Below are 20,880 nucleotides of genomic sequence, written 5' to 3'. Positions count from 1 at the left end.
AGACTCCCGTCACCAGGACGAGACGAGGAGTGCGGGTGGCGGACGAAGCCGGCGAGCTGGTCGCCGAGCGCTACCGCGTCCTGACGCGCGTCGGACAGGGCGCGATGGGGGTCGTCTGGCGCGCCGAGGACGAGCGGTTGCGCCGCGAGGTCGCGCTCAAGCAGGTGTGGCTGCCCGCCGGCGCCGACGAGCAGGCCCGGGACCAGGCCCACCGCCGGGTGTTCCGCGAGGGCCGCATGATCGCCCGGCTGCACCATCCCCAGGCGATCACGGTCTTCGACGTCGTCGAGCACGACGGCCGCCCGTGGCTCGTCATGGAGTACCTGCCCTCGCGCAGCCTCTCGGAGGTGCTGGTCGGCGACGGACCGCTCGACCCCGACCGCGCCGCGCGCGTCGGCCGGCAGGTCGCCGAGGCGCTCGCCGCGGCGCACGACGCCGGGATCGTGCACCGCGACGTCAAGCCGGGCAACGTCCTGCTCGCCGACGACGGGCGCGCCAAGGTCACCGACTTCGGCATCGCCCGGGCCGTCGACGACGTCACCATCACCTCGACCGGGATGATGGCGGGCACCCCGGCCTACCTCGCGCCCGAGGTGGCCCGCGGCGCGGACGCCGACTTCCGCTCGGACGTCTACTCGCTGGGCTCGACGCTCTACGCCGCGCTCGAGGGCGCGCCGCCGTACGGGACCGGCGACAACCCCCTCGCCGTGCTGCACCGCGTCGCCTCCGGCGAGTACAACCCGCTCGCCCACCGCGGCCCGATCACTCCGCTCGTCGAGCAGATGCTGCGCGCCGACCCCGCCCACCGCCCGGACATGCACCGCGTGGCGGCCGACCTCGCCCGGCTGCTGTCCGCGGGCGCGGGGACCGAGGAGGGGCCGGTCACGCCGTTCCTCACCCGGCCCGAGCAGGCGCCCGTCTCCTCGGCCTCGGTGCCGCCGGTGGCCTCGGCGCCGTCGTGGACCGCACCGTCCGTGCCGTCGGGATCGCCGTCCGGACCGCCGTCCGGCCCGCCACCGGTGACGAGGCCGGGGCCGACCTCGACGGGCCCCGCCGCGGCGTCCGCCGTCGCGTCCGCCAGCGGACCGGTGGCGCCGCTCCGGCGGGACGGGCACGGGTCCGCGGCCGTGGCGGCGCCCCCGGCCGCCGCCCCGGACACGCGGCCGGCGACGACCGCCCCGGTCGGCGCACCGGCCCCGTCCGGTCCCGGCATCGGCGGCTCGCGTGACGACGGGGCGCCCGACGACGAGCAGGGCCGTGGACGCCGGTGGCCGTGGGTCCTCGCGGTCGCGGCGGTCGTCGCCGTGGTGGCGGCGATAGGGCTCGCCGCGTGGCTCAGCACCTCGACCGACCCGCCGACGGCCTCGGTGCCCGGGAGCACCGCGGCGCCCGAGGCGAGCGGGACGGCGACGCCGGAGGCCGGGTCAGGGTCCGGGGGCGGGTCGAGCGCGGCGGCGCCGGTGGCCGGCAGCCCGGAGGAGCAGGCCCGTCAGCAAGCGGTGATCGACTACTACGCCCTGCTGCCCGACCGTCTCGACGAGAGCTGGCAGCGCCTCACGCCGTCGTTCCAGCAGTCCACGGCCGGCGGCTTCGGGAGCTACCGCGGCTTCTGGGGGTCGATGGACCAGGTCACGGTGCGCGGGGTGTCGCCCGCGGGCGGCGACGAGGTCGACGCCACCGTCACCTACCGCTACACCAGCGGCCGCGAGGTGGACGAGCGGACGGTGTTCCGGATGGTCCAGGAGGACGGCATCTGGAAGATCGACGGTCAGCGGCAGGCGCGCTGACCGACGAACACCCGTTGCGGGTGCGGGTGGCGCAGGAAGTCGTGGTGGGAGATGTCCCAGCCGTAGGCCCCGGCGGCCTCGAACACGACGACGTCGCCGGCGCGCAGCCGCGTGACCGGGGCGCGGGCGAGCACGTCCTTGGGGGTGCAGAGCTCGCCGCACACCGTCACCTCGTCGTCGACGACCTCCGGGCGCGGCCGCCCCTCGGGCCACGCGTCGACGGGCACGACGTGGAACGGGTGGCTGTGCTGCCACGACGACGGCAGGCGGAAGTGGTGGGTACCGCCGCGGAGCAGGGCGTAGGCGTGGCCGTGGGTGCGCTTGACGTCGAGGACCTCGGCCGCGTAGACGCCGCAGCGGGCGACGAGGAAGCGCCCGCACTCGAAGTCGATCTCGCGCCAGTGGGCGGGGAAGGTGTCGAGCAGGTCGGCGAGGCCGGCGCAGAAGGCGGCCCAGTCGAACGGGGCGTCGAGGTCGGCGTAGTCGATGCCGATGCCGCCGCCGACGTCGACGACCTCGGCGCGTACGCCGAAGCGCTCCTCCCAGCCGCGGACCACGTCGCGGTAGTGCCCGAGCATCGCGAGGTGGGTGGCGGGGGAGAGGTTGTTCGACAGCGAGTGCAGGTGGAAGCCGGCGAGGCGCAGGCCGGGCAGGGTCGTCGCGGCGTCGACCGCGGCGGGCAGGTCGGCCTCGTCGATGCCGAACTGCGTGGGGCGCCCGGCCATCGCCAGCGTCGCGGCGGGGAACGGGCCGGCGAGGTTGACGCGGAGGAGGACGTCGGCGGTGGTGTCGTGCTCCGTCGCGGCGGCACTGAGCCGGTGCAGGCCCAGCAGGCTCTCGACGTGGAAGCGGGTGACGCCGGCGGCGAGGCCCGCGGCGAGCTCGTCGTCGGTCGGCACCGGCCCGCCCATGAGCACCGCGGCGTCGGGGGCGGCGTCGCCGACCACGGCGAGCTCCCCGCCCGACGCGACCTCGAAGCCGGCGACCACCCCGTCGAGCGCGGCGACCACGCGCTCGTCGGAGTTGGCCTTCACCGCGTAGAACATGCGGCACCGATCGGGCAGGGCGGCGACGACGGACTGCACGTGCTCCCGGAGCGCGGCGAGGTCGTAGGAGAAGAGGCACACCGGCTCGGGCGCTGCGACGGCCGCGGCGATCACGTCCTCATGTGAGCGATCTCTGGTGCTATAGCCCCGAAGATCGCTCACGTGGGTCCGGAAGGCGCGGACGGCGAGGGAGCGCTCCTCGCCGAGGACGAAGTCGGTGACGCCGCGGGCGCGCCAGCGGTGGTGGTCGGCGGGGACACGGGGGATCGCGGCGAAGCGCACGCCGGCCCGGACGCAGGCCGCGTGCACGTCCTCGACCGCGCGGCGCACGCGCGGGTGCCGCGTGCGCCAGGGCACCCCGAGCGACTGGGACATGTCGGCGGCGCCCTCGAGCACCAGGTCGAGCCCGGGCGTCGTCACGATCTCGTCGATCACCGCGAGTGCCTCGGCGTCCTCGATCATCGCGATGACCGTGATCCCGGCGTTGGCCGTGGCGACGTGGGTCGCGAGGTCCGTGCGGCCGTAGCCGACCATCCGCCCCGAGTTCAGCGAGCGCATGCCGTCGGGGGCGTAGCGCGCGGCGCGGACGACCTCCTCGACGTCGGCGCGGGACCGGACGTGCGGGACGACGATCCCCGTCGCCCCGGCGTCGAGCACGCGCAGCACGAATCCCGGGTCGTGCTCGGGCACGCGCACCCACGGCGCGACGCCGGACACCTCGGCCGCGCGGATCATCTCCTGCAGCGTGTCCGGGGAGACCAGCGCGTGCTCCGCGTCGAGGATCGCGACGTCGTACCCCGCCGCGCCGACCATCTCGACCAGCGCCGGCGACGGCGTGGCCACGAAGAGCGCCTCCACGCCGGGCAGTGTGCGCTACGCGCACGTGAGCACTTCTTAGTGCTCCAGCACCAACAGGTGCTCACGTGCGCGGAGCGCACCTCAGCCCGCGAACCACCCCGACGGCGCCAGGGCCCCGCCCTCGACGAGGCGGGGGACGTAGTGGTCGTTGTAGATCCGCGCGATGAGCTCGCGGCGGCTGCGCACGCCGACCTTCGTGAAGATCTTCTTGAGGTGGTCCTGCACCGTGTACGCCGACAGGTGCAGCCGGCCGGCGACGTCGGCGGTGTCGACGCCGGAGAGCACGAGCCCGACGACGTCGCGCTCGCGGTCGGTGAGGCCGTACGACGCCACGACCAGCGGGATCACCTCGGGTGGGCGGGCGTCCTCGAGCGTGACGACCACGTCGGTGCCCGCGCCCGCCCGGCTGACCAGCGGCGAGGCGTGCGCCACCACCCAGCGCCCCGACCGCGACCGCAGGCGGGCGCGCGGCATCGGCGCCCCCGGGTCGGCGGCGCGGCGGCGCGCGGCCCCGACGATCGCGCAGATCACCTGCGGCAGCCGTGACTCGCCCAACGGGCCGCCGCCCAGGTCGGCGACGCGGCCCGCCGCCCCGAGGTTGGCCTGCACGACCTCGTCGTCGGCGCCGACCACGAGCACCGCCGGCCCGTCGGCGTCCGCCCCGGTGAGCGCCCCGTCGGCCGCGCCGACCACGAGGCCGGTGCGCAGCCCGCGGGCGAAGCCGGCCGACACCGAGCTCATGAACTCCTGCTCGGCCGGCGTGAACGTCCGCCCGCCCTGGTGGAACAGCGCGATGCCGCCCCAGGTGGCGCCGTCGACGGCCAGGCCCGCGCGCATCTCGTCGGAGTAGTCCCAGACAGGGCGGAACATCTCGGTCCAGCGCCGCGAGCGGGCGGGGTCGCCGCCGGTCTCGGTGCCCAGTGCGGCGACCGCGCCGGGCCGGCGGGACACCGCGCGGAAGTCGTAGACGTCGTCGACCTCGTACTCGTAGTACGACCACTCGAGGTCGTGCTCGTCGTCGACGTCGCCCCACTTCACGGTGGCGGTGACGAGCTCGGTCGCCGGGTCGAGCGTCGCGAGGCAGGCCGCGGAGAACGGCAGCGCCTTGCGCAGGGTCTCGATGGCGGCCGCGCCGAACGTCGGCCAGTCGAGGCCCGCCGTCGCGAGCCCGTCGATCTGCGTGCGCACCCGCTCGGCGCTCACCGTGGTCACGTCACGCACTGTAGCTCCTGCTGGTACGACCGGGGCATCCCAGATTCCTGGGGTGCGGAGACACCAGAGGCCTGGGATGGGCCCGCCGCGATCACTGACGCAGGCTCGTCCATGCCAGTCACGCAGCTCGACGCCCCGTACCGGATCAACCCGACGTCCTGGAACAGCGGCTTCCGCTACGACCAGGCCCAGCTCCGCCCGGCACCCACGCAGCTACTCACCGTGGCCGGCCAGGGTTCGCTCGACGCCGAGGGCGCGCTCCTGCACGAGGGCGACCTCACCGCGCAGATGGCGCTGGCGATGGCGAACCTCGAGGACCTCCTCGCCCGCGCCGGCATGGACCTGCGCGACGTCACCCGTCTCGTCGTCTACGTGACCGACATGGACGCCGCCCTCGCCGCCTACGGCGCGATCACCGAGCGGCTCGACGCCGTCGGCGCCACCCCGCCCGCGACCCTCCTGCAGGTCGCGCGCCTCGCCCTGCCCGGGATGGCCGTCGAGATCGACGCCACCGCCGGCCGCTGACCCCACCCGACACGCCCCCCGAGAGGACCCCGCCATGACCACCTCCGTCTCCGCCCCCGCCCTCCTGCACGCCGGCGACCCGGCCTACGCCGCTGCCGTCGCGCCCTTCGTCACGACGCTGACGCCACGCCCCGCCGCGGTGGTGGCGGCGCGCAGTCCCGGCGACGTCGTCGACGCCGTCCGCTGGGCCGGCGCCGAGGGCCGTCCCGTGACGGTCCAGGCCACCGGGCACCAGCTGCTCTCCGACCTCGGCGGGTCCGTGCTGGTGTCGACCCGCGAGCTCGACGACGTGCGCATCGACCCCGCCACGCGCACCGCGGTGGTCGGCGGCGGGGCGCAGTGGCACCAGGTCATCGCGGCCGCTGCGCCGCACGGCCTCGCGCCGGTGTGCGGGTCGTCGTCGAAGGTCGGCGTCGTCGGCTTCTGCCTCGGCGGCGGGCACGGCCCGCTGTCCCGGGCCTTCGGCACCGGCGCCGACCAGGTCCGCCGCGTCCGCGTCGTCACCGCCGACGGCACCGAGCGCGACGTCGACGCCGACCGCGAGCCTGACCTGTTCGCCGCGCTGCTCGGCGGCAAGACGGGGTTCGGGGTCGTCACCGAGATCGAGATCGCGCTGCACCCGGTGACCCGCCTCTACGGCGGCGGGATCTTCTTCCCCGGCGAGGCGTCCCCGCAGCTGCTGCACGCCTGGCGGGAGTGGGCGGGCACGCTGCCCGTCGAGACCTCGAGCTCGATCGCCCTGCTGCGCCTGCCCCCGGACCCGGCGCTGCCGCCGCCGCTGCAGGGCGCGTTCGTCACGCACCTGCGCTTCGCGCACCTGGGCGCGGCCTCCGACGGCGCCGCGCTACTGGCGCCGATGCGGGCGGTGGCGGAGCCGATCGCGGACATGGTCGACGAGATGCCGTTCGCGGCGATCGACGCGATCCACGCCGACCCCACCGAGCCGATGCCGATCTGGGACGACTCGGCGACGCTGTCGGCCCTGCCCGCCGAGGCCGTCGACGCGCTGCTGGCCGTCGCCGGGCCGGGCGTGGAGACGCCGCTGGTCATGGCCGAGCTGCGCCAGATGGGCGGGGCGATCGCGCGCCGCCCCGACCGCGAGCACGACGCGGTGGCCGGCCGGGACGCGGCGTTCCACCTCTACGCGCTGGCGCCGATGTTCCCGCCGATGGCCGCGGTCGCCCCGGCGGCGGCGCGGTCGGTGGTGGACGCGCTGCGCCCGTGGACGGTCGGCGGGCTGCCGAACTTCCAGGGCCCGGCGGCCGGCGGCCGACTCGGGGTGCTGTGGGACCAGGAGACCCTCGCGTGGCTGACGGGGGTCCGCGAGCAGTACGACCCGACCGGGATGTTCCGGACGGTGGGGCTGCGGTAGGAGCGCCGCGTGGGGTGGGATGGGTCGCCATGGCGACCCCTCCCGCTCGCGTGCGCAGCATCGACCACCTCGTGCTGACCGTGGCCGACCTCCGGGCCACGGTCGACTTCTACACCGGTCTGCTGGGCATGGAGGAGCGCACGTTCTCCGGGCGCACCGCGCTGCACCTGGGCGACCAGAAGATCAACCTGCACGAGGCCGGCCACGAGTTCGAGCCGAAGGCCGCCCGCCCGACCCCGGGCAGCGGCGACCTGTGTTTCGTGGTCGACGGGCCGATCGAGGACGTCGCCCGCGCGCTCACGGACGCCGGCGTGGCGATCGAGGAGGGCCCGGTCGACCGCACCGGCGCCCGCGGGCCCATGCGCAGCGTCTACCTGCGCGACCCCGACGCGAACCTGGTGGAGCTGGCCGTCTACTGACCACGTGCGTGATCTTCTGAGCTGTAGCTCAGAAGATCACGCACGTAGGGGGTTCGGGAGCGCGTGGACCCGGAGCTCGGTGTCGGGCCAGAGGCGGCGGGTGGTGAGCTTCTCGACCTCCAGGGTCGGCGCGAACACGTCGAAGACGCCCATCCGCCCCGCGAACCCCGGGACCCGGTCCGCGTGCGCCCGGATCGCCCCGGCCACCACCGCCCAGAACTCCTCCTCGCCGAGCCCGTACTCGCCCGCCAGTATCCAGGCGATCTCGGCGAGGTTGACGAAGCACAGCGCGTCGAGCAGGAACCCGGTGACCAGCGCCGGGTCGTCGGTCTCGAGGAACGAGTTGGCGTTGGGGTGGTCGGCCGGCGGCGCCTCGAGCGCGGGTCCGGGCGCGGCGAGCAGCTCCCGCGAGAACCGCACGCCGTCGTGGAAGTCCTTCAGCGCCACGCGCGTCGGCAGCCCGCCCGCGTGCACCAGCAGCATGTTCTGCGCGTGCGCCTCCAGCGCCACGCCGTGCACGACGAGCAGGTGCACCAGGGGCAGGACGCTGGCGACGACCAGCCGCTCGACCCACCCCCGCGCGCCCTGCGCCCGGATCCACGGGTCGATCAGCGGCACCCCGTCGCCCGAGCGCGCCGCCAGCCCCGGGAACGGCACGGCCCGCTCGCCGGGGTGCAGGTGGACGTGCAGGCTCTCGCGCCAGATCGCGCCCAGCCCCGGCTCGACGGTCACACCCAGGACCTCGCGCAGCACGATCACCCGGGCCTTGTCGACGAGCACCGGGTCGCCGGCCACGATCCCCGCCAGCCAGTCCGAGATCGGCGCCGCGTTGCGCACGGTGTGCGGCGCGAGGCCCCGTGACGTCGAGGTGTTCGTGATCGCCAGCGGCAGCTTCACCGACGGCCGGTACGGGGTGGAGACGCAGGCCAGCGTGCGGATCGACGCCTGGGGGCGGTACGCGTCGAGGTCCGGCCCGCCCACCCGCAGTGCCCCGGACGCCAGCGCGTCGGCGTGGGCGGCGGCGACGTGGTGCTCCCACTGCCAGGGGTGCACGGGGATCCCGACGCGGCCCGGCGGCGCGCTCCACACCACTGCCGGGTCCAGCCCCGCGGCCGCCGACACCGACGCGAGCCCCGGCTCGGCGTCGAGCAGCAGCGGCCGCACGGTGGGCGCGAACTCCGGGGCGTAGGCCAACAGGTCGCCGACCCCGAACCCGGTCCGCGACTTGTACGCCGGGTGGTAGCGGTGCCCGTCCGCGGTGAGGGCCTCGAGCACGTCGTGCCCTGCCCCGGGATCGAGCGGGACCCGCGGGCGCCGCGCGAGCGCCAGCGCGTCGCCCAGCACCGTCGCCGCCAGCTCGGTCCCCAGCCGCGTCCGGCAGGCGGGGTCGGCGTGGATCGGGGCCTCGGCGAGGAACTCGCCAGGGGTGACCGGACGACCGCCGCGGGAGATCGACGTCAGCCGCACCCGCCCGAACGACGCCGTCCGCACGAAGCGCAGCGCGAACGGCCCGCAGGTCGTCCCGGGCCCGCCGTCGCCCGACACCTCCACCGCGCCCTCGAGCACCAGCGACTCGACCAGCTGGGCCAGCACGCGCTCCCGCACCGGGCCGGCCGCCGCGAGCGCCGCGACGATCTCGGCCGCCGAGGCGGTCACGACACCGCCCGCAGCGGGTTGAGCACGGACGTGACGCCTGCCGGCATGCTCGTGCCGCGCGAGGGACCACGCTCCAGCAGCGGTCCGAGCACCGCGCGGTGCGGCCACTGCTCGGCGCCGAGCAGCACGGCGTGCAGGGCGTGGCGCACCACGGGGCTGGAGGTGGCGTCGACGGCCTGCGCCACGGCGTGGCGGATCACCGACCACCACCGCGGCTCCGGGGTGCCCGTGTGCCGCACGAGCGCGTCGACCACCCCGTGCAGCCCCACCTGCAGCCCGAGCGTCGCGAAGAAGCCGATCAGCGGCGCGGGCGTGTCCAGCACCAGCGACTGCGACCCGCCGGGCGTGAGCCGATAGCCGGGGTCGGGCACCGAGAGCCACCGCGGGTGGACGCGCACGGCGTCGTGGTCGCGCAGTACGAGGCGCACGCCGTCGGGACCCACGTCCAGCAGCACGTTCTGCCCGTGCACCTCCGGCAGCACGCCGTGGCGCAGGAACCCGATCCCCACCGCGACGACGGCCTCGGTCACGGCGGCGAACACCGCCTCCGGGTCGCCGAGCGCGGCCAGCGGCCCGTCCCAGGCGGGGGCGGCGAGCGCGGCCAGGGGGACCCGCCACACCCCTTCCCGCGGGGGCAGCCGCCGCAGCGCCGCGGCCAGGTGCCCCGGGCGGTCGTGGTACTCGTCGCCGCCGTCGGGGCGCGCGAAGCCGACCCACGAGGACTCGTCGGCGACGGCGACCCGTGCGGCGAGGGCGGGGTCGGCGTCGAGCACCCGGCGCAGCACCCGCTCGCCGCGCTGCGCGAAGTCCAGCGAGCGCGCCCCGAGCAGCCGCGCCGAGCCCAGCGTCGTCACCCCGAGGGGGAGCTTGAGGTGCGTCCGCCCGCCGAGGTCGAGCGTGCGCAGCGACGCCGTCGCCCGGCCCGCCCCGACGCCCCGGGCCAGGGGGACGACGACGCCGTCGGCGAGCTCGCGGGCGAAGACGGCGGGCAGGACGTGCTCGCGGTCGAACGGGTGCACGGGCACGGCGACGTGGGTGTCCGGGGCCTCGGGCGCGTCCGGGAACGCCGGCGCCGGCCCGTCGCCGGAGCGCAGGTGGTCCCGGCGCACGCCCACCCAGTCCAAGTCGACGAGGCGCCCGGGTCCCCAGCGGGCGAGGTCGTCGGCGTCCCAACCGCTCACCGCTCGCGCCGTCGGGTGGAACGGGCGCCCGCGCGCCGCCGCGAGCTCCTCGCCCACCTGCTCGGTCAGCTCGCCGCCGGGCACCGCGGTCACGGCGTGCGCCACGGCCGTCGCCAGGTCGCGGGCGACGACCTCGCGGCACGGGGCGTCGGGGGCCAGGAGCTCCAGGAGCTCCGAGAACCCCGACACCTCCCGCAGCGGCGCCCCGGGCGCCCCGACCATCACCGGGCCGTCGACGTACCGCGTCGCCTGCAGCACGCCCCCGGCGCGCGCGGGCCAGCCCACGCAGCGCCCGTCGGGCAGCGCGAGGCGCACGCACGGCCCCGGCCACCCCTCCGGCGCCGGCGCGAGGCGGGCGCCGCCGAGCCCGGCGAGGTCCTCGGCGACGGCGGCGTCGAGCAGGTCCCGCAGGACGAGGGTGCTGGCGTCGGGACCGCTCACCGCGTCCCCGCGACCCGCCTCGCGCGCGCCCGGTCGAGCCAGGCGTCGTCGTAGACGCGGTCGAGGTAGCGGTCGCCGCGGTCGGGGAAGATCGCGACGATCCGGGCGGGCGGCACGACGTCGTCGACGAGCCGGCGCACCGCGGTGACGACGGCGCCGGTGGACCCGCCGGCGAAGATCGCCTCGGTGGCCAGCAGCTCGCGGCACGCCTCGGCGGCGGTGGCGTCGTCGACGTGCTCGACGCGGTCGATCTCGGCGGGGGAGTGGAGCTCGGGGACCCGGCTCGAGCCCAGGCCCGGCAGCTCCCGGCGTCCGCCCGGCCCGCCGAAGATCACCGAGCCGACGGCGTCCGCGGCGACGACCTGCAGCGGGCACCACTCGCGCAGCCGCCGCGCGCACCCCAGCAGGCTGCCCGTGGTGGACACCGCGCCGACGAGGTGGGTCGGGGGGACGAGCAGCTGGTCGACCAGCTCGGCGCCGGTGCCGTGGTAGTGCGCGAGCCAGTTGCGGTCGTTGGCGTACTGGTTGATCCACACCGTGTCCGGCGTCGTCGCGAGGATCTCGTGCACGCGGGCCAGGCGGGTGTGCAGGTAACCGCCCGCGGTGTCGGGCTCGTCGACCACCTCGACGTCGGCGCCGAGCCCGCGCATGATCGTCACGTTGGCGGCGCTGGCGTGCGGGTCGACGACGCAGGTGAACGCGAGCCCGTGCAGACGCGCCGCCATCGCCACGGCGACCCCGAAGTTGCCCGAGCTCGACTCGACCAGCCGGCTGCCCGGCGGGATCGACCCGTCGGCCAGCCCGCCGCCGACGATGTAGCGGGCGGAGCGGTCCTTCATGCTGCCGCCGGGGTTCATCAGCTCGAGCTTGGCCAGCACCTCGACCCCGGGCCGCGCGAACAGCCGGTCGAGCGCCACCAGCGGCGTCGCCCCGATCGCGTCGAGCACCGAGGCCCCGACGCGTTCGGCGCCCTCGACCACCTGGCTCGGCCGGGGCCCACGGGCGAGGGTCACTCCCACCTCCGTCACGACGCGCGGCCCGGACCGAAGGGGAGCCTAACCACGCTCCCCGCCGAGCCGAACGGGTGACCGAGGGCCCCCCGATCAGCCCGCGTTGTCCGGCACGTCCGAGGCCTTGACCGCGCCCCAGCCGTGCCAGCGGTGCACCTCGATCCACGCCGAGACGCGCTCGCGGTCGCGGATGGGGTAGGGCTTGCCGGTGTAGTGCTGGGAGCAGCGGTCGATGTCGGCGAGGTCGGTGTCGTCGGCCCACTCCACGACGCGGCCCTGGATGCTCACGTGGGTGTACCAGTCGTCCTCGGCGAGGATCGAGATCGAGACCCGGGGGTCGTTGCGCAGGTACTCGACCCGCTTGCGCTGGGCGTCCATGTTGACCAGGACCCGCCCGTCCTCCCAGAGGTACCAGGTGGGCACGGACACCGGCTGGCCGTCCTGGCGCACCGAGACGACCACGCTGGGGTTGGGCTTGCGCAGCAGTTCCTGGACGTCGTCGGGCAGCGGGGGCTTGGGCAACGGGGGTCCTCTCGGGGTCGGGCGCGGGGTGCCCGCGGACCCTACGTGCGGGCGGCCGTGCGGCGCGTGCGGAGCACCAGCGCGCGGGCGACCACGGCGCTCAGCCCGAGGACCACGACGACCAGGCCGTAGACCTCGGCGACCGGCCGGAGCCCGACCTGCACCGTCGCGAACCCCGCGGCCACGGCGGGCAGGCTGAACGCGAGGTAGGCGACGACGTAGGCGACGGCCATCAGCTCGCCGCGGGTCTCGGGCGCGGCGATGCGGGCGAGGGTGCCGAAGCAGGCCAGCGACGCGGCCCCGAAGCCCACACCGGCGACGACCGTGCCGCCGGCGGCCCCGAGCGGTGAGCCGACGACCAGCCCCGCCAGCGTCAGCAGGGTGCCGAGGGCGAGCAGCGCCCCGGCCGGCGCGAGCAGCGTCTCGGGCGCGCGGCGGAACACGGTCACCGCGCTCAGGGCGCCGACCCCGCAGAGCAGGGTGACGACGACCCCGCCGACGAGGTGGCTGCGCAGCCCGAACAGCTCGGCGGCCACCGACGGGCCCAGCGACAGGTACAGCCCGCCGAGCGCCCAGCTCGCCGCGAGCACGGGGACGATCGACAGCACGTCGGCGCGCAGGCCGTCGGGGATGCGGACGCGCGGGCGCAGCGACGCGAGCGCCCCGGCCCGGCGGGGCGCGGTCTCGGGCAGCACGGCCAGCACGACCGCGACGACGGCGAACCCGGCGAGCAGCACGCCGTAGACCAGCCGGGTGGGCGCGGGCGCGTACTCGACGAGCAGGCCGCACCCGAGCGCGCCCAGCGCCAGCCCGACCAGCGGCGTCACGGCGTTCGCCAGGCCCGCCCGCGCCGGGCGCAGGTCGACCAGCGTCGCGGCCATGGCGGTGATCGCCGCGCCGGTCGCCGCGCCCTGCACGGCCCGCGCGATCAGCAGCATCGCCACGTTGCCGGCCAGCAGGAACAGCACGACGGCCACCGTCTGCACCGCCAGCGCGCCGGCCAGGACGGGGCGCCGGCCGAGGTGGTCGGACAGCCCGCCGACCACCAGCAGCGAGGCGAGCAGGAAGAGCACGTAGACGGCGAAGATCGTCGTCAGCGTCGAGGCCGAGAAGCCCCACTGCGCCTGGTACACGACGTAGAGCGGGGACGGCACGCTCGACGCGGCCAGGAAGAGCACCACCGTGCCCGCCACGGCGGCGAAGAGCCGGCCGCGGCGGGCAGGGTGCAGGGCGTCGGCGGGAGTGCTCACTCGGTGCGCAACGCCCGCGGGACGCGTTCTATGTCCGGGCGTAGCGCGCGAGGTAGCGCTCACGCTTGCGCGGGTGGATGTTCGCGAGCGTCACGTCGCCGTCGTAGTGGGCGACGACGCGGCGGTCCATCATCGCCCGCCACACCGGCGGGAACAGCGCGACGACGATCATCGAGCCGTAGCCGCTGGGCAGCTGCGGGGACTCCTCGAAGTGCCGCAGGGTCTGGTAGCGGCGCAGCGGGTTGGCGTGGTGGTCGGAGTGGCGCTGCAGCTGGTAGAGCAGCAGGTTCGACACCGTGTGGTCGGCGTTCCAGCTGTGCCGCGGGTCGGTGCGCACGTAGCGGCCGTCGTCGCGCTTGGCGCGCTTGAGGCCGTAGTGCTCCAGGTAGTTCACGACCTCGAGCAGCGAGAACCCGACCACGGCCTGCAGCACGAGCCACGGTAGGACGACGGGGCCGAACGCGCCGACCAGCGCGATGAACAGCACCAGCGTCATCGCCCAGGCGACGAGGATCTCGTGGTCCGCCGGCGAGTGGCGGCCCTTGGCGCGGCGCTTGGTCTCGAGGTGCCAGGACGAGCGCAGGCTGCCCCAGACGGTGCGCGGCAGGAACATCCAGAAGCTCTCGCCCAGCCGCGAGCTGGCCGGGTCCTCCGGCGTGGCCACGCGGACGTGGTGGCCGCGGTTGTGCTCGACGTAGAAGTGCCCGTACGCCGAGGTGGCCAGCGCGATCTTCGACAGCCAGCGCTCGACGTCCTCGCGCTTGTGGCCCAGCTCGTGCGCGGTGTTGATGGCGACGCCGCTGACCACGCCCATCGTCAGCGCGAGGCCGAGGTCGGCGTGCCAGGGGAGGTCCCAGGTGGCCCAGACCCAGCAGCAGAACACGAGGCTCGCGTACTGGATGGGCAGGAACAGGTACGTGACCCAGCGGTAGTAGCGGTCGGCCTCGAGGCGCTCGCGCTCGGACTCCGGCGGGTTGTCGTCCGTGGCGCCGAAGACCAGGTCCAGCGCCGGCAGGATCACGAACAGGATCATCGGCCCGACCCACCACCAGCCGGCCCAGCCGGTCGCCGCCGTGAGCCCGGCGCCGACGAACGGCATCGCGGGCATCAGCGTGGCCAGGGGCCACAGGTAGCGCTTGCGGTCCCGCCAGGGGCGCGCGGCGCTCTCCTCGGCGGTGGTGTCCGACGTGACGTCCGTGGTGCTCATGCGGGTCTCCCTCGACGCGACCTCTCGCGGTCAGGAGTCTGCCGCGTGACGCGTTCTGAGACAAGACCAGATTTTTGTCTCAGTTCTTCGGGCGGACGAGGGCGCTCACGAGGTGGGCGACGCGCTCCCCGACGTCGACGGGGTCGAGCGCCGGCGCGACGACGTGCGAGATGACCAGGCGGACCACCGCGTCCACGGTCTCCTCGACCGTCGAGGGCAGCAGCTCGGGCATCCGCTGCTCGAACCACGTCGCGAGCAGGGCGCGCGCCGACTCGCGGATCGACTCCGAGCGCGAGGTCAGGAACGGCAGCAGGCCCGCGTCGCCCGAGCGGCTGCCGGTGAGCACGGCGCGCAGCAGCGGGTTGTCGGCCGCCTCCTCGAGCGTCAGGCGCGTGGCCGCGGCGATGGCGCGGGCGACGTCCTCGTGCTGGGCGAGCGCGTCGCGGATGGCGGCGAAGAAGCGCTCGGCCTCGCGGTTCATCAGCGCTTCGCCGAGGCCGTCCTTGTTGCCGAACTCGCGGTAGAGGGTGGGCCGCGAGACCCCGGAGTCGACCGCCACCTCGCCCACCCGGACCCGTTCCCAGCCGCGCTCGACGGTGTGCTCGTGGGCCGTCGTGAGCACCCGCTCGCGCACCTGCCGCCGGAACTCCAGGCGCAGCGACTCCCCGCTCATGCGATCAGTGTCACTCACCGCGACGATCGGTGACGCGGGAGCACGAGCGTCACCCCCACTCGGCCCTGATCGTTGACCTGGCCGAACCACTACCTCTTCTCAGGTGCAAACCTCGCTGACGGCCGAACCACCGCGTCCCTTCGGCGGGTACGTATTGGGCCAACTCAGTGAACTGTCGACCCCGGCGAACTCGTGGGTAACGCCGGTTGCTCCTCACCGATGAGAGCGCAAGTCACGCGGGCTGCCGTGTGGCTGTGCCATCCGGTCGAAGGGGTCCGCGCATGCCAGTCCGTCCCGGTCGTTTGCTGCCGAGTGTGATCGTCGGCGCCCTCGTGACCGGTGCCCTCGCGTTGGGTGCGGGTACGGCGTCCGCCGCGCCAGCGACGTGTACATCGTTGGACGGCGTGGAGTTCGTCGGGAGCACGCTCGACTGCGTTGTCGGCGGTGTCCTGGCGACGTCGGATGAGCTCAAGAGCGCAGGCCTGCAGACTCTCGCGTCGTACCAGGCTGCGCTGGAGGAGGCGGCCGAGCAGGCCCGCCAGGAAGCGGCGGCGGCCGAGCAGGCTCGCGAGGAGGCGGCTCAACAGGCGGCCGCTGAGCAGGCCGAGCGTGATGCTGCTGCGCAGCGGGAGGCCGACCAGAGGGCGGCGCAGCAGCAGCAGCAGCAGCGAGACGCCGACCGGCGCGCGGCCGAACAGCGCCTCGCCGATCAGCGCGCCCAGCAGGAGGCCGCGCAGCGCGAGGCGGCGCTCGCTGCCCAGCGCACCGCGCAAGCGCAGGGCATCGCGCCGGACGCCAATCTGCTGTCACCGGCCGGCGGAGCCGGCGGCGCCTACGGCGGCCTCGCCGCCACCGCGCCCGCGCTCGGCTTCGGCACCTTCGACGCGAGCATGCTGCTCGCGCCCCAGGGGAGCCCGCTACGCACGCTGACCGGCGTCGACGAGGGCTCGCCGGTCACGACCGTGAGCGACGTCCAGGCCATGGCGTTCGACAACCTGCCCGGCGGGCTGGGGATGCCGGCCGTGTTCGGCGTGCTGATCCTCTCGGCGTTCGCCGCGTTCGCCCTGCGGCACCGGGTGCTGCGCCGCGCTCGGATGGCGGCCGACGCGGACTCCGACGTCGACCCCGAATCGGACGCCGACACCACCGAGATCCCGGCCCGCGAGCCCGAGCTCGTCGGCTGAGGAGAGAGATCCCGGACTGTGGAGCGCTCGTCCCGCTGAGCGGAGCGTCTGCTCCACGAGTCCGGATCTCGGCGTCGCGACGAGCCGCCGGTGGTCAGGGAGCGCCCACGGTCACCGTGGAGATCGACACCGACCGCACGCACTCCCTGATCTCCACGGCCACCTCGCCCGGCCGCCGCAGACCGACCGAAGGGCACCGTCACTCGGAACAGCCGAGCGACGGTGCCCTTCGCTCACTCAGTGCGCTGCGTCCGTCCCCGCCAGCGCCACGGGCAGGTGCTTGATCCCGTTGACGAAGATGCTGCGCAGGCGGTCGGGCTCGCCGACGACGCGCAGGTCGGGCATGCCGGCGAAGAGCTCGCGGAACAGGACGGCGATCTCGCGGCGGGCGAGGTGCGCGCCCAGGCAGAAGTGCGGGCCGTGGGCGCCGAAGCCCTGGTGCGGGTTGGGGGAGCGGCGCAGGTCGAGGCGATCGGGGTCCGCGAACACGGTGTCGTCGCGGTTCGCGGCCCCGTAGACGAGCAGCAGCTTCTCGCCCGCCGACACCGCGACGTCGCCGACCGACGTGTCCGACACCGCCGTCCGGCGCATCCAGTTGATCGGCGAGGCCCAACGCACGATCTCGTCCACGGCCGTGGGGGTGACCCCGTCGACGTCCGAGGACCACAGCTCCCACTGCGACGGGTCGAGGTGCATGCCCCAGACGCCGTGGGTGATCGCGTTGCGGGTGGTCTCGTTGCCCGCGACGCAGAGCAGGATGAAGAACGACGCGATCTCCTGGTGCGTGAGCCGCTCTCCGTCGACGACGCCGTGGACCAGGGCCGAGGTGATGTCGTCGGTGGGGTCGGCCTCGCGGGCGGCGGCGAGCTCGGTCATCAGGCCCGAGAGGCCGGCGCCGGCGGCGAGGTAGTCGCCCAGCGGGTTGTCCGAGGTGACGTACTCGGGGTCGTCGCCGGCGAGGATGACGTTGGAGTGGGCGAACACCTCGTCGCGCCGGGACTCCGGGACGCCCATCATGTCGCAGATGATCAACAGCGGCATGCGCGCCGAGACCTCGGTGACGAGGTCGAACGAACCGTCGCCGGCCAGCGCCTTCTCCCGCGCCGCCGCGACCACGGACCGCGCGACCCGTGTGACGTCGGCGAGCAGCGCCTCCGTGCGCCGCGGCGTGAACGCCTGCGCCGCGATGCGCCGGATCTTGGTGTGCCGCGGCGCGTCCATGCTGATCAGCGAGCCGAAGAACTCGTGCGCCTCGGCGGGCAGGTCGAGGATCGACACCGCGCCCTGCCCCGAGCAGAACAGGTCGGGGTTCTTGCTGACGTACTCGACGTCGGCGTGGCGGGTCACCGCGCGGAAGCCGGGGCCGGTGGGGAAGCCCGGGAACTCGGGCTCCGCGAACCACGGCAGCCCCGCGTCGGCGCGCAGGCCCGCGAACACCTCGTGGCGCTGCGCCCACGGGGCCGCCCAGAACTCGCGGTTCCCCAGGTCGACGGTCGGGAGCGTCATAGTTGGCAGGTTGCCAAAGAGGGTGGCGACCCGCCAGCGGCGGGCGTCGCCCGGAGGGTGATCACCGCGACGTGGCCGGTGCGCTCGGTTGTGCCCCACGCCCCGCGGCGGGAGGATCGCCGCCGTGGTGCGGGATCTCGAAGGTTTCTGGCCGAGTCGTCGCGTCGACGCGTTCGACGAGTGGTGTCGCTGAGAGGGGCAGCACCCCGCCGGACGAGCACGAGCACGATGAGCCATCCCCGATCCACACCCACGATGGAGTGAGCACCCCATGACCGACGCGAGCGCCGGCTGGTCGTTCGAGACCCAGCAGATCCACGCGGGCGCGAGTCCCGACCCATCGACCGGCGCACGGGCGACGCCGATCTACCAGACGACGTCGTACGTCTTCCGCGACACCCAGCACGGCGCTGACCTGTTCAGCCTCGCCGAGCCGGGCAACATCTACACCCGCATCATGAACCCGACCCAGGACGTGCTCGAGCAGCGCGTCGCCACCCTGGAGGGCGGGGTCGCGGCCCTGGCCTTCGCGTCGGGCAGCGCGGCCACCACGGCGGCGATCCTCAACATCGCCAACAGCGGCGACCACTTCGTGTCCAGCCCGAGCCTCTACGGCGGCACGTACAACCTGTTCCACTACACGCTGCCGAAGCTGGGCATCGAGGTCTCGTTCGTCGAGGACCAGGACGACCTCGAGCAGTGGCGCAACGCCGTGCGGCCGAACACCAAGCTGTTCTTCGCCGAGACCATCGCCAACCCCGGCTCCAACGTCCTCGACATCGCGGGCGTCGCCGGCGTCGCGCACGAGGCCGGCGTGCCGCTGCTCGTCGACAACACCGTGCCCACGCCGTACCTGCTGCGCCCCATCGAGCACGGCGCCGACATCGTCATCCACTCGGCCACCAAGTACCTCGGCGGTCACGGCACGACGATCGCCGGCGTGGTCGTCGACGGCGGCACGTTCGACTTCGGCGCCCACGGCGACCGCTTCCCCGGCTTCACCGAGCCCGACCCGAGCTACAACGGGCTCAAGTACTGGGAGGCCCTCGGCCCGGGCGCCTACGCCGCCAAGCTGCGCGTGCAGCTGCTGCGCGACACCGGCGCGGCGATCGCCCCGTTCAACTCGTTCCTCATCATCCAGGGCATCGAGACGCTCTCGCTGCGCCTCGACCGCCACGTGCAGAACGCGCAGGCCCTGGCCGAGTGGCTCGAGGCGCGCGACGAGGTCGAGAAGGTCTACTACGCGGGCCTGCCGTCGAGCCCCTGGTACGAGGCCGGCAAGAAGTACCTGCCCAAGGGCGTCGGCGCGATCGTCTCGTTCGACCTGCGCGGTGGCGTCGAGGCCGGCCGGGCGTTCGTCGACGGCACCAGCCTGCACTCGCAGCTGGTCAACATCGGCGACGTGCGCAGCCTCATCGCCCACCCGGCGTCGACGACGCACAGCCAGCTCGCCGAGAACGAGCAGGAGTCCGCGGGCGTCACCCCGGGCCTCGTGCGCCTGGCCGTGGGCATCGAGCACATCGAGGACCTCAAGGCGGACCTCGAGGCGGGCTTCACCGCCGCCAAGTCCCATCAGTGAGAGTCCGGGCTGCGTGACCACGTCGCTCTCCGACGGCACCGTCCGGGTGCTCCCTCCCGCCACCGGCGCGTGGCGGGAGGGGGACCCGGTCGGTGACCGGCACTTCGTCGACCTCGGGGCGGTGACGCTCGAGAGCGGCGAGACGCTGCCCGACGTCCGCGTCGCCTACGAGACGTGGGGCCGCTTCGACGGGTCCAACGCGGTGCTCGTGCTGCACGCCCTGACCGGCGACAGCCACGTCCTCGGCGACGCGGGTCTCGGGCACCCGACGCCGGGCTGGTGGTCGGCGCTCATCGGCCCCGGCCGGGTCGTCGACACCGACCGCTGGTTCGTCGTCGCGCCCAACGTGCTCGGCGGCTGCCAGGGCACCACCGGGCCGGCGTCGCCCGCGCCGGACGGGCGGCCGTGGGGCTCGCGCTTCCCGCGGACGACGGTGCGCGACCAGGTGACGGTGGAGGAGCGCTTCGCCGACGCGGTGGGCATCGACGCCTGGGCGGCGGTGCTCGGCGGCTCGATGGGCGGGATGCGCGCGCTCGAGTGGGCCGTCATGCACCCCGCGCGGGTCGAGCGCCTGCTGCTGCTGTGCTCGCCGGCCGCGGCGTCGGCCGACCAGATCGCCTGGGCGGCCCCGCAGATCGCGGCGATCCGGGAGGACCCGGGGTGGTGCGGCGGCGACTACCACGACCGCGCGCGGGGCGAGGGCCCGTACGTCGGGCTGGGCGTCGCGCGGCGGATCGCGCACATCACCTACCGCACGGGCGAGGAGCTCGACACCCGCTTCGGACGGCGCCCGCAGCCGGGCGAGGATCCGGACGGCGGCGGGCGGTTCGCGGTCGAGAGCTACCTCGACCACCACGCCGAGAAGCTCGTGCACCGCTTCGACGCCGGCAGCTACATCGTGCTGACCCAGGCGATGAACGGCCACGACGTCGCCCGCGGGCGGGGCTCGACGGGCGAGGCGCTGGCGCGCATCACCGCGCGCACGATCGTCGCCGGGTCGGTGTCCGACCGCCTCTACCCGCTGCACCAGCAGGAGGAGCTCGCCGCGCTGATCCCGGGCGCGGGCGAGGTGCGGCGCATCGAGTCGCCGTTCGGGCACGACGCGTTCCTCATCGAGGCGCGCCAGCTGGAGAAGATCCTCACGGACCTGCTGGGGTCCTAGATGCGGGCCGGTTCGCCGGCGACCTGGTGCAGCAGGGCGTGCACCGTCTCGTCGGCGAGCCGGTAGCGCACGACGCGGCCGTCGCGGCGGGTGGCGACGAGGCCCTGGGCGCGCAGCAGGCGCAGCGCCTGCGAGGTCGTCGTGTCCTTGAGGCCCGCGGCGACGGCGAGGTCGGACACGCAGATCTCGCCGGCGGCGTGGATGCACAGCAGCAGGGTCAGCCGCGTCGGGTCGGCCAGGAGCGCGAAGCGGGTGACCCAGGCGTGCATGGTGTCGTCGTCGGGCCGGGC

18 protein-coding genes are annotated in these 20,880 nt (G+C 74.8%); 7 read left to right on the top strand and 11 right to left on the bottom strand.

Translation table 11 applies throughout. The features are described from left to right. Positions 1-35 precede the first annotated feature (35 nt). Positions 36-1,787 (top strand): serine/threonine-protein kinase, encoded by a 1,752-nt coding sequence (locus ACQPX6_RS20410; protein ID WP_433782257.1) that lies wholly within the window; start codon positions 36-38, stop codon positions 1,785-1,787. Here ACQPX6_RS20410 and ACQPX6_RS20405 read toward each other — a convergent pair. Continuing rightward, a complete protein-coding gene (locus ACQPX6_RS20405) occupies positions 1,769-3,691 on the bottom strand; it encodes an aldolase/citrate lyase family protein (RefSeq protein WP_433782256.1) in 1,923 nt (640 codons plus the stop codon). The two genes, ACQPX6_RS20410 and ACQPX6_RS20405, sit on opposite strands and share 19 nt — an antisense overlap. 81 nt (positions 3,692-3,772) lie before the next feature. Continuing rightward, entirely contained in the window at positions 3,773-4,903 is a 1,131-nt protein-coding gene (locus ACQPX6_RS20400) for a response regulator transcription factor (protein WP_433782255.1), read from the bottom strand. 111 nt (positions 4,904-5,014) lie between these two features. Here ACQPX6_RS20400 and ACQPX6_RS20395 point away from each other — a divergent pair, with 111 nt between their 5' ends. Genes ACQPX6_RS20395 through ACQPX6_RS20385 form a run of 3 tightly spaced genes read left to right on the top strand, consistent with a single transcriptional unit; the run spans position 5,015 to position 7,219 of the window. Then, the gene (locus ACQPX6_RS20395; protein ID WP_433782254.1) at positions 5,015-5,428 is read left to right on the top strand and encodes a RidA family protein; all 414 of its coding nucleotides are present in this window, start codon (positions 5,015-5,017) and stop codon (positions 5,426-5,428) included. 34 nt (positions 5,429-5,462) lie between these two features. Beyond that, positions 5,463-6,800, top strand: coding sequence for an FAD-binding oxidoreductase (locus ACQPX6_RS20390; protein ID WP_433782253.1), 1,338 nt, complete (start codon positions 5,463-5,465; stop codon positions 6,798-6,800). Between the two features lie 29 nt (positions 6,801-6,829). Next, entirely contained in the window at positions 6,830-7,219 is a 390-nt protein-coding gene (locus ACQPX6_RS20385; RefSeq protein WP_433782252.1) for a VOC family protein, read from the top strand. Positions 7,220-7,255: 36 nt separating this feature from the next. On the opposite strand, the gene ACQPX6_RS20380 is transcribed toward ACQPX6_RS20385, so the two are convergent. From ACQPX6_RS20380 to ACQPX6_RS20350, 7 genes are all read right to left on the bottom strand, one after another. Next, positions 7,256-8,875, bottom strand: coding sequence for an IucA/IucC family protein (locus ACQPX6_RS20380; protein ID WP_433782251.1), 1,620 nt, complete (start codon positions 8,873-8,875; stop codon positions 7,256-7,258). Beyond that, a complete protein-coding gene (locus ACQPX6_RS20375) occupies positions 8,872-10,497 on the bottom strand; it encodes an IucA/IucC family protein (protein ID WP_433782250.1) in 1,626 nt (541 codons plus the stop codon). Before ACQPX6_RS20375 ends, ACQPX6_RS20380 begins: the two co-directional genes overlap by 4 nt. Then, complete coding sequence (gene sbnA, locus ACQPX6_RS20370) at positions 10,494-11,510, bottom strand: 2,3-diaminopropionate biosynthesis protein SbnA (protein ID WP_433782249.1); 1,017 nt, start codon at positions 11,508-11,510, stop codon at positions 10,494-10,496. The genes ACQPX6_RS20375 and sbnA overlap by 4 nt, the downstream gene beginning before the upstream one ends. Before the next feature lie 90 nt (positions 11,511-11,600). Beyond that, a complete protein-coding gene (locus tag ACQPX6_RS20365) occupies positions 11,601-12,029 on the bottom strand; it encodes a PPOX class F420-dependent oxidoreductase (RefSeq protein ID WP_433782248.1) in 429 nt (142 codons plus the stop codon). 41 nt (positions 12,030-12,070) lie between these two features. Continuing rightward, the gene (locus ACQPX6_RS20360) at positions 12,071-13,279 is read right to left on the bottom strand and encodes an MFS transporter (protein ID WP_433782247.1); all 1,209 of its coding nucleotides are present in this window, start codon (positions 13,277-13,279) and stop codon (positions 12,071-12,073) included. Between the two features lie 28 nt (positions 13,280-13,307). Continuing rightward, positions 13,308-14,486 carry an alkane 1-monooxygenase gene (locus ACQPX6_RS20355; protein WP_433782246.1) on the bottom strand — a complete coding sequence of 393 codons (1,179 nt, stop codon included), beginning with the start codon at positions 14,484-14,486 and terminating at the stop codon, positions 13,308-13,310. Positions 14,487-14,565: 79 nt separating this feature from the next. Next, the gene (locus ACQPX6_RS20350) at positions 14,566-15,159 is read right to left on the bottom strand and encodes a TetR family transcriptional regulator (RefSeq protein WP_433782245.1); all 594 of its coding nucleotides are present in this window, start codon (positions 15,157-15,159) and stop codon (positions 14,566-14,568) included. A 404-nt stretch (positions 15,160-15,563) separates the two neighbouring features. Between ACQPX6_RS20350 and ACQPX6_RS20345 the strand changes: the two genes are divergently transcribed. After that, positions 15,564-16,343 carry a hypothetical protein gene (locus ACQPX6_RS20345; protein WP_433782244.1) on the top strand — a complete coding sequence of 260 codons (780 nt, stop codon included), beginning with the start codon at positions 15,564-15,566 and terminating at the stop codon, positions 16,341-16,343. 237 nt (positions 16,344-16,580) lie between these two features. Here the strand turns inward: ACQPX6_RS20345 and ACQPX6_RS20340 are convergent, their stop codons facing one another. Beyond that, entirely contained in the window at positions 16,581-17,849 is a 1,269-nt protein-coding gene (locus ACQPX6_RS20340; RefSeq protein WP_433782243.1) for a cytochrome P450, read from the bottom strand. A gap of 271 nt (positions 17,850-18,120) precedes the next feature. On the opposite strand from ACQPX6_RS20340, the gene ACQPX6_RS20335 reads away from it, so the two are divergent. Together ACQPX6_RS20335 and metX are read left to right on the top strand one after the other, a co-directional pair. Beyond that, a complete protein-coding gene (locus ACQPX6_RS20335; RefSeq protein WP_433782242.1) occupies positions 18,121-19,428 on the top strand; it encodes a bifunctional o-acetylhomoserine/o-acetylserine sulfhydrylase in 1,308 nt (435 codons plus the stop codon). 13 nt (positions 19,429-19,441) lie between these two features. Then, positions 19,442-20,590 (top strand): homoserine O-acetyltransferase MetX, encoded by a 1,149-nt coding sequence (gene metX, locus ACQPX6_RS20330; protein ID WP_433782241.1) that lies wholly within the window; start codon positions 19,442-19,444, stop codon positions 20,588-20,590. Here the strand turns inward: metX and ACQPX6_RS20325 are convergent. Then, the gene (locus ACQPX6_RS20325) at positions 20,587-20,859 is read right to left on the bottom strand and encodes an ArsR/SmtB family transcription factor (RefSeq protein WP_433788309.1); all 273 of its coding nucleotides are present in this window, start codon (positions 20,857-20,859) and stop codon (positions 20,587-20,589) included. The two genes, metX and ACQPX6_RS20325, sit on opposite strands and share 4 nt — an antisense overlap. Between the last annotated feature and the right edge of the window lie 21 nt (positions 20,860-20,880).

The sequence above is a fragment of the Actinomycetospora sp. CA-101289 genome (assembly GCF_050955895.1).
Classification (GTDB): Bacteria; Actinomycetota; Actinomycetes; order Mycobacteriales; family Pseudonocardiaceae; genus Actinomycetospora.
This window is presented reverse-complemented; position numbering and strand designations above follow the sequence as displayed.

Excerpts from the sequence above, each read along its gene's own strand:
- ACQPX6_RS20355 (WP_433782246.1), bottom strand. The coding sequence starts at position 14,486 with ATGAGCACCACGGACGTCACGTCGGACACCACCGCCGAGGAGAGCGCC.
- ACQPX6_RS20385 (WP_433782252.1), top strand. The coding sequence starts at position 6,830 with ATGGCGACCCCTCCCGCTCGCGTGCGCAGCATCGACCACCTCGTGCTG.
- ACQPX6_RS20325 (WP_433788309.1), bottom strand. The coding sequence starts at position 20,859 with ATGCACGCCTGGGTCACCCGCTTCGCGCTCCTGGCCGACCCGACGCGG.
- ACQPX6_RS20340 (WP_433782243.1), bottom strand. The coding sequence starts at position 17,849 with ATGACGCTCCCGACCGTCGACCTGGGGAACCGCGAGTTCTGGGCGGCC.
- ACQPX6_RS20390 (WP_433782253.1), top strand. The coding sequence starts at position 5,463 with ATGACCACCTCCGTCTCCGCCCCCGCCCTCCTGCACGCCGGCGACCCG.
- ACQPX6_RS20350 (WP_433782245.1), bottom strand. The coding sequence starts at position 15,159 with ATGAGCGGGGAGTCGCTGCGCCTGGAGTTCCGGCGGCAGGTGCGCGAG.
- ACQPX6_RS20395 (WP_433782254.1), top strand. The coding sequence starts at position 5,015 with ATGCCAGTCACGCAGCTCGACGCCCCGTACCGGATCAACCCGACGTCC.
- ACQPX6_RS20335 (WP_433782242.1), top strand. The coding sequence starts at position 18,121 with ATGACCGACGCGAGCGCCGGCTGGTCGTTCGAGACCCAGCAGATCCAC.